5 protein-coding genes are annotated in these 6,290 nt (G+C 58.0%); 2 read left to right on the forward strand and 3 right to left on the reverse strand.

The window, feature by feature from the left end; genetic code table 11:
• Nucleotides 1-166 precede the first annotated feature (166 nt).
• Complete coding sequence (locus tag EN884_RS21320) at nt 167-841, forward strand: response regulator transcription factor (RefSeq protein ID WP_063170174.1); 675 nt, start codon at nt 167-169, stop codon at nt 839-841.
• On the opposite strand, the gene EN884_RS21325 is transcribed toward EN884_RS21320, so the two are convergent.
• Entirely contained in the window at nt 834-2,576 is a 1,743-nt protein-coding gene (locus EN884_RS21325; RefSeq protein WP_063167491.1) for a PAS domain-containing protein, read from the reverse strand. The two genes, EN884_RS21320 and EN884_RS21325, sit on opposite strands and share 8 nt — an antisense overlap.
• Before the next feature lie 213 nt (nt 2,577-2,789).
• Between EN884_RS21325 and EN884_RS21330 the strand changes: the two genes are divergently transcribed.
• A complete protein-coding gene (locus tag EN884_RS21330) occupies nt 2,790-3,497 on the forward strand; it encodes a helix-turn-helix transcriptional regulator (RefSeq protein WP_024502429.1) in 708 nt (235 codons plus the stop codon).
• An 81-nt stretch (nt 3,498-3,578) separates the two neighbouring features.
• Here the strand turns inward: EN884_RS21330 and EN884_RS21335 are convergent, their stop codons facing one another.
• Together EN884_RS21335 and EN884_RS21340 are read right to left on the reverse strand one after the other, a co-directional pair.
• A complete protein-coding gene (locus EN884_RS21335; protein WP_063167492.1) occupies nt 3,579-4,619 on the reverse strand; it encodes a glycosyltransferase family 2 protein in 1,041 nt (346 codons plus the stop codon).
• The gene (locus tag EN884_RS21340; RefSeq protein ID WP_013533110.1) at nt 4,616-5,983 is read right to left on the reverse strand and encodes a lipopolysaccharide biosynthesis protein; all 1,368 of its coding nucleotides are present in this window, start codon (nt 5,981-5,983) and stop codon (nt 4,616-4,618) included. The genes EN884_RS21335 and EN884_RS21340 overlap by 4 nt, the downstream gene beginning before the upstream one ends.
• Nucleotides 5,984-6,290 lie beyond the last annotated feature (307 nt).

The following is a 6,290-nucleotide window of genomic DNA, read 5'->3' on the forward strand; positions in this document are numbered from 1 at the left end:
ATTGTAAGCTATATTAGAAGGTTGAAATGTGCCGATGGGCGGCGGCGAGCGTCGACATACGGGGGATCAGCGGGAGGCTGATCTGTGTTGGGTCACCGTACAGTCCATCCAAAGGGAGGTTTCGGCAGCTAGGGACACATGCGGGCTGCCAAAAGGTGGGTGGTTCATGTATCGTATTATCATCGCCGATGATCACGGCTTGTATCGTCGTGGGCTGCGACTGGCTTTGATGGCCGGCATTCCAGACTTGGAAATATTCGAAGCGGCGTGTTTTGATACCGTCATAAGCTTGCTTGAAGATCAGGCGCCTGTTGATCTCGCCATCATCGACCTGAACATGCCGGGACTGTCCGGTCAGGACGACCTTCGCGACGTCTTACCGGCTCATCCCGACACACGGTTTGCAATTGTCTCAGGGACCGATTCACGCGCCGAGATTCTAACTGCCCTCTCGATTGGACTTCATGGCTATATCGTAAAGTCCCAAACGGACGAGGAGGTGGTCCTGGCGGTGAACGAAATCCTGGCTGGCCGCATTTACGTTCCGGCACTTCTTTCACAAAGGTCCAAGGCGTCGGTGCGCCTTCCATCCGAGGCTCCCACGCAAATGCCCCACAGGACCATCAGCGTCAACAATCTGGGCAGGCTTACGTCCAGACAGAAGGAAGTCCTCAGGTTGATGGCTGAAGGTTACTCGAACAAAGAGATTGCCCGCTCTCTTGAAATTGCAGAAGCGACGACGAAGATTCATGCGGCTGCCGTCCTGCGCGAACTTGGGGCACGAAATCGAACGGAAGCCGCGGTTTTGCTGAAGACATGGGCCGCCAGGGACATCAACTAGCGCCGATTGCTTTTGGCGGCAGCCGGACCGAATATTTCAGTCCGTGATCCAGCATCTCAAGCTTGGAAGAGTGGCCCACGATAGGCTCACCGCCGGCTCCGATAATCAACGACCCAAAACCACGCCGAGCCGAGGTGGAGACCCGGCGCTCTCCCGATTCCGACCATTCAAACACTATGTCGGCGCCGGGCTCCTGGGCCACGAATTGCCACACGACCTCGATCCGTCCTGCCGGAGTGCCGAGAGCCCCATGCTTCACGGAATTGGTCGTAAGCTCGTGAACGATCATTGCGAAGCTCTCAGCCGAACCCTCAGCCATTTTTATTTCGGGTCCACTGATCGAAATGTCATGCGTCCCCATATAGGGCTGCAATTCCTGAACGATGAGGTCACGCAGGGAAGCCGACAGGCTGCCATCGCGTGAAAGAAGCAGATGCGTCGCCTGGAGTGCGCCGATCTTTTCGATCAGTGTCTGCTTATAGCTGGCGATATCATTGTCGGGGGCACCAACCATATTCACAAGCGCCGTGATCACCGGAAACAGATTGTTGAGCCTATGGCGCTGTTCAAGCATAGCCCGCTCTCGCTTCTTCGCCGCAGCCCGCAGCAGAATGGTTATGCGCCGATCGGTGAGATCCGCGGCGACTCCTATTCGCTGTGCACGACCGTCGCGCAATTCGTCCCGTCCCCGAAGAGCAATCCAGCGGATATGTCCGCCAGTTCGCCTGATGCGGATCTCAGCGTCATAGTCGGCGCCTGATGCAAGCTCTCCCGGGGCCATCAGATTAGGCAAGTCGGCCGGGTGAACGACCGCAGTCAATTCCTGCAATGGACGGCTCGGCGCGGGTGCCAGCCCCATCATTTCCCAGAACGCGGCTGAGCCCTTCACGGACCCGCTCTCGAAATCTATGCGCCATGTTCCCAACCGGCTTGACGATAGCGCCAGGTCCAACCATTCCTTCTGAGCCCGGAGTGCCTCGCGGGCGGTTCGCTCTCCCGATATGTCGTCCACCACTACAAAAATGCTTTGAGGGAGAGCATCGGCTGGCACGGCCAAAGACAGGGCCAATCTTGTCCACAAAATCGTGCCGTCTCTTCTCAGGAGACGGATCTCCGAGCCAAACGAAGTCGTGTCTTTCAGGCGAGTCAACGCTTCCGCCAAGGTGTGGTTGTCGTCGGGGTGGACGAGTGCGCTGAGCGGCAGACTTGAAAGCTCCTCCTCGACATACCCTGTCATCTCACCAAGACGCTTGTTGGACCGTTGCAACTCTCCGTTCTCATTCATGTTGGCAAAGCCAATGGCGGCACGTTCGAATGCCCAGCGATACCTGTTTTCGGTTGCTTCCAAGGCCGCGAGTCTAGCCTCCGCAACCTGCAAAAGGGTGCGGTAGTCCTGCCTCTGCCGGTGGAAAGTCAGGGCGATCATCCCCCCTGCAACCAGCAGCAGAATGGCTTGAACCCAAAGGCCGACATCGATTGGATGGTGCAGGACATCCCGCGTCAACAAGCCGACGGCAACCATCACAAATGTTGCCGCAAGAGCGATCATGCGATCTTCGAAATATGAGATGGCAATAATGGCGGGAACAAACTCAAAAAAGCCGATGTCGTATGCCACAGAGGTCGGCAGCGCTGTCTCGACTGCAAGTGTCGCTATCAGGAGCGACATCGAGGCAAGGCGGGTCAGCAACTTGCCTGAGCTGTTCGGATGCAAACTGAGCGAATGCAAACGCATGTGCCAGACTATAACCTTCTGACTAGTCCGTCGAGATTAGACCGAAAAGCGTACAGACTAGTCCGACCGCAGGATTGTTCCCCGGGATTGTAGCGCGCATTTTGTCCGATGTCGGGGGCGGATCGGACCGCTACTCTCCAAGCGACCTGACTGACATGTTTAAGGCACCTCCTTTTGACTGGGAGGCGTTGCCGTTTTGCGGGAGGTAAGAAAATGGCACTGGTTGGTAGGCAAGATGATGGAATTCTTGGTCGCCAATATGGAAGTTTCGGGGGAAAGCCTGTCTCCGCCTTGAGAACGCAAGGTGACCATGCTTCCGCTTGGCATCAAGCACCACAACGGTTCGACAGCGTTGCTGTCGAGCCACGGCAGAGCAGCCTTGCATCTGTTGTGAGAATGCTTGATCGCATCGGTTGTGGCTACCTGATCCTGAACAGCGACAGGAAGGTCATGGAGTGGAATTCAGCCGCTCAAAACACCTTGGAGCGCGAAGGCGAGGCAGCCGATACGGCCAGCAAGGTATTTGCTGCGCTGAGACGGCTGATCGCAAACGTGCCGGGCAATTTTTCTCCTGGCACGCTTTCATGGGTGGTGATCCGAGGCATGGGCGACAGGCCCCTGATATTGAACGAGAAGGGCATAGCAACGCCTGACGCGACAAGCATCGTGGCGCTGCTGGATCGTGAAAACAGGTCCGGGCCAAATCCCCAGACGCTGCAAAGAATGTTTGGTCTGACGAGTGCCGAAACGCAGCTCGCACTGCGCTTGGCGCAGGGCGATGCCCCTTTGGAAATAGCCCGCAAGCGGCGCTTGAGCCGGACCACGATAAGGTCGCAGCTGGCGTCGCTGTTCGCCAAGACCGAAACACGGCGACAGGCGGAACTGGTAGCTCTTCTTGGGCGCATATGCGTTTTGCCGTGAGGCAAACGCCTTTACCATGCGCGCGCACAACAGGCTTGTGCGCGCAATCTGTCGCTGATGTGCTTGTCGGCCAGCCTCACCTTACCGCCGTCGCGTGCGCACCCGGCCCAATCTTGGGCGGATTGCAAACACGTGATTAAGCACGTGCCAGCCCGCCACCTTCATGACCGAAGGCCGGAAGATCTGTATCCCATCCAGGAACGTGGTCAACCAGGACTGCTGGTGGAACCGCATGGGAATACGAGCAACCCGCAGCGCCCGCAGCAATGTCTCGGGAGGCGGGAGATGGTTGCGGTCTTTGATGAGATTCCAGTTAAGCTGCTTGACGGCGAGGGTCACTTCGTCGACCTCGCGGAAACTCTTTGACGTGGTAATGCTTGGATGGCTCGTTGCATCATAAAAGGTAAGCGGATCGCTTATCGCCACCATGTCCCCATGGCTGGCTAGATCGACGAAGAACAGTTGATCCACTCCGGCCGGAATCTCTTTGTGCGTGCGCATCAAGCAGCCGGCACGAATGACGTCGCTGTTGATCAACAATGTGGATGGAATGATCCCCAGGCAGCGTGTCGCGCGCACCAGATAGAGGTCCATCAGGCACTGCTGGCTGGAATAAAGGGAGATCGCTTCCTGCTCCTTGGGGACTTGGCGAAATCTCACTCGCTTGTCCTCGATTATGTTTGCGGCTGACGTCATGAAGGCAACCGACGGGTGCTGTTTGGCAACTTCGGCGAATGTCCTGAGTGCACCTGGCGCAAGCCAGTCATCGTCGTGCAGCAACTTGATCCACCGTCCAGCGCAAGCCAGCATAGCGTTGTTGGTGTTCTCCACCTGACCGCGACCTCGGCTGTTCTCGATGATGCGGATGCGAGGTTCGCTTCGTGCATAGTCGGTCACGATAGCCCAGGTCTCGCCCTCCGGTCCCTCGTCGTCGCTCACGACCAACTCCCAATCGGAGTAATCCTGACCCAGGACGCTGTCGATCGCCCTGCGGATCGTATCGGGCCGGCGAAAGGTTGGTATCCCGACAGAGATAAAAGGGCGTGACCATGAGACATCGGCACGGTCATGCTGGGTGACCGCAACTGCCGCTTGAAGATTGTCAACCGACGACGAATTCATGGTGTTTTTTCCTCGAGACATTCATGTTGGATGCACGTTGCAGCGCCTGCTGGTTGGGGGTCGTGGGTCAACAAATACAGCGATGCTGCCATTTTCAGAGCGAAACCCGACGCGCCGCCGGCGGCCATGAAATAGATGACGGTGACTGGCTGCCAGCCCGCCTGGGCGCCGGCGAGCAGCGGGCCAAACACGAGAACCGCTCGTGCGAGGTCGATGACCAGTCTTGTTCCTTGCCGACGTAGCAGAGCGGGAACGTCGCTAAGCGGAGTAGACAACGCTTGTGCCGCGCCCATCAGCGCCAGTGCGGTCATGATTTCCGCGGTGGGCATCCAAGGCTCGCCCAGGAGCGGAACGACCACATAGGGCGCGGCGAGTCCAAGCAGCAATATCGGCACCGCGGTAAAGCCGGCGGCCAGCAGGAGAAGCCCGCGTGCCACGCCAAGCAGGTGTCCACGATTGTTGTTCTGGTTTGCTTCGGCGACAAAAACATTGCTGAGCGGTGAAGCGATCAGCGTCACTGGACCGGTAACCAGGCGCGTTGCCACGCCCAAATATCCGGCAAATGCGGTGCCGAACAGCCCACCGACAAGAACTGCCGGAAGATTGTTGATCGCTATGCTCGCGAGTGTTGCGGGGATATCGAACAGAGGAAATTTGTATTCCCGCCGGGCCTTTTCGAACACCGCACGCCAAGGTGCCCGGGCGATGCCGCGCAAATCCTCCCAGCTCGTCACCCGATAACCGATATACCCGATAAAGACGAACTGGCTCAAAATATGGGCATGGATCATCGCTTCGCCGCCAAGGTTGGCAATGCCGAAAACCAATTGCAGTGCAGCCATGCTCGCCGGCAGGATCAGCCGCCCAAGGGCAAAGTCGCGCAAAAGCCCAGCACGCAGGCTCCAGCAGTTCATGGCTTCGACCAGACCTGCGCCTCCCATTCCGATCGGAATGAGCCAGGCAAGCGAGCCGAGGCGGTTGGGAGCAAGGTTCGACAGCATCTGTCCGGCCGAAAAGGCCAGGACGGTGGTCACGAACACAGCCAAAAGGATAAGCTTGACCGTCACATAGGCCTGGGCGCTCCCCTTAACCCCATAGAGTGACGCCTCGAAGCGCAATGCTGCGACCCCGGCGAGTATGTTCACAATCGACAGATAAATCGTAAAGATGCCGAAATCCGCAGGCGAATAGAGCCGCGCCAAGACCGGAATCGCAGCAAGAAGGGTGAGTTGGCCGACAATTGCCATCGCCGACACCTCACCAGCTGCACGAATGATCGAACCGATCGTGCTCGGCCGAACAGCGATGATGGCTGTGTCGGCCGCGGGAACCATCTTGGGTCTCAGAAGGTCGCTCAGTGCCATCGGTTCGCGCTTCCGAGGGAGGCAAATATCGGGGATTGCCGCAGCCTACGATGCACACCGAACGTTGCCATCATTCACCTGAATGACGCGCTCTGCGGACAGGCTGCACCCTGAATCGTCCGGGCCGCTCCCTGGATGAACCGCCCCCGGATCGTCCGCGGCCCAAGGACGAGCCTATGCTTGGTCATGCTATCTGCTCGCGCAAGAGGTCGGCGCTATCCTCGAGCCGATATCCGGCATGTTTTTTCAAGTTCACTTGCGTGAGGACGCTGCCGACGGGTACCGCAAGAGAACCGTTGCCCTGAAG

This window comes from Mesorhizobium sp. M7A.F.Ca.AU.001.01.1.1 (assembly GCF_004022735.1).
GTDB lineage: Bacteria > Pseudomonadota > Alphaproteobacteria > Rhizobiales > Rhizobiaceae > Mesorhizobium > Mesorhizobium ciceri.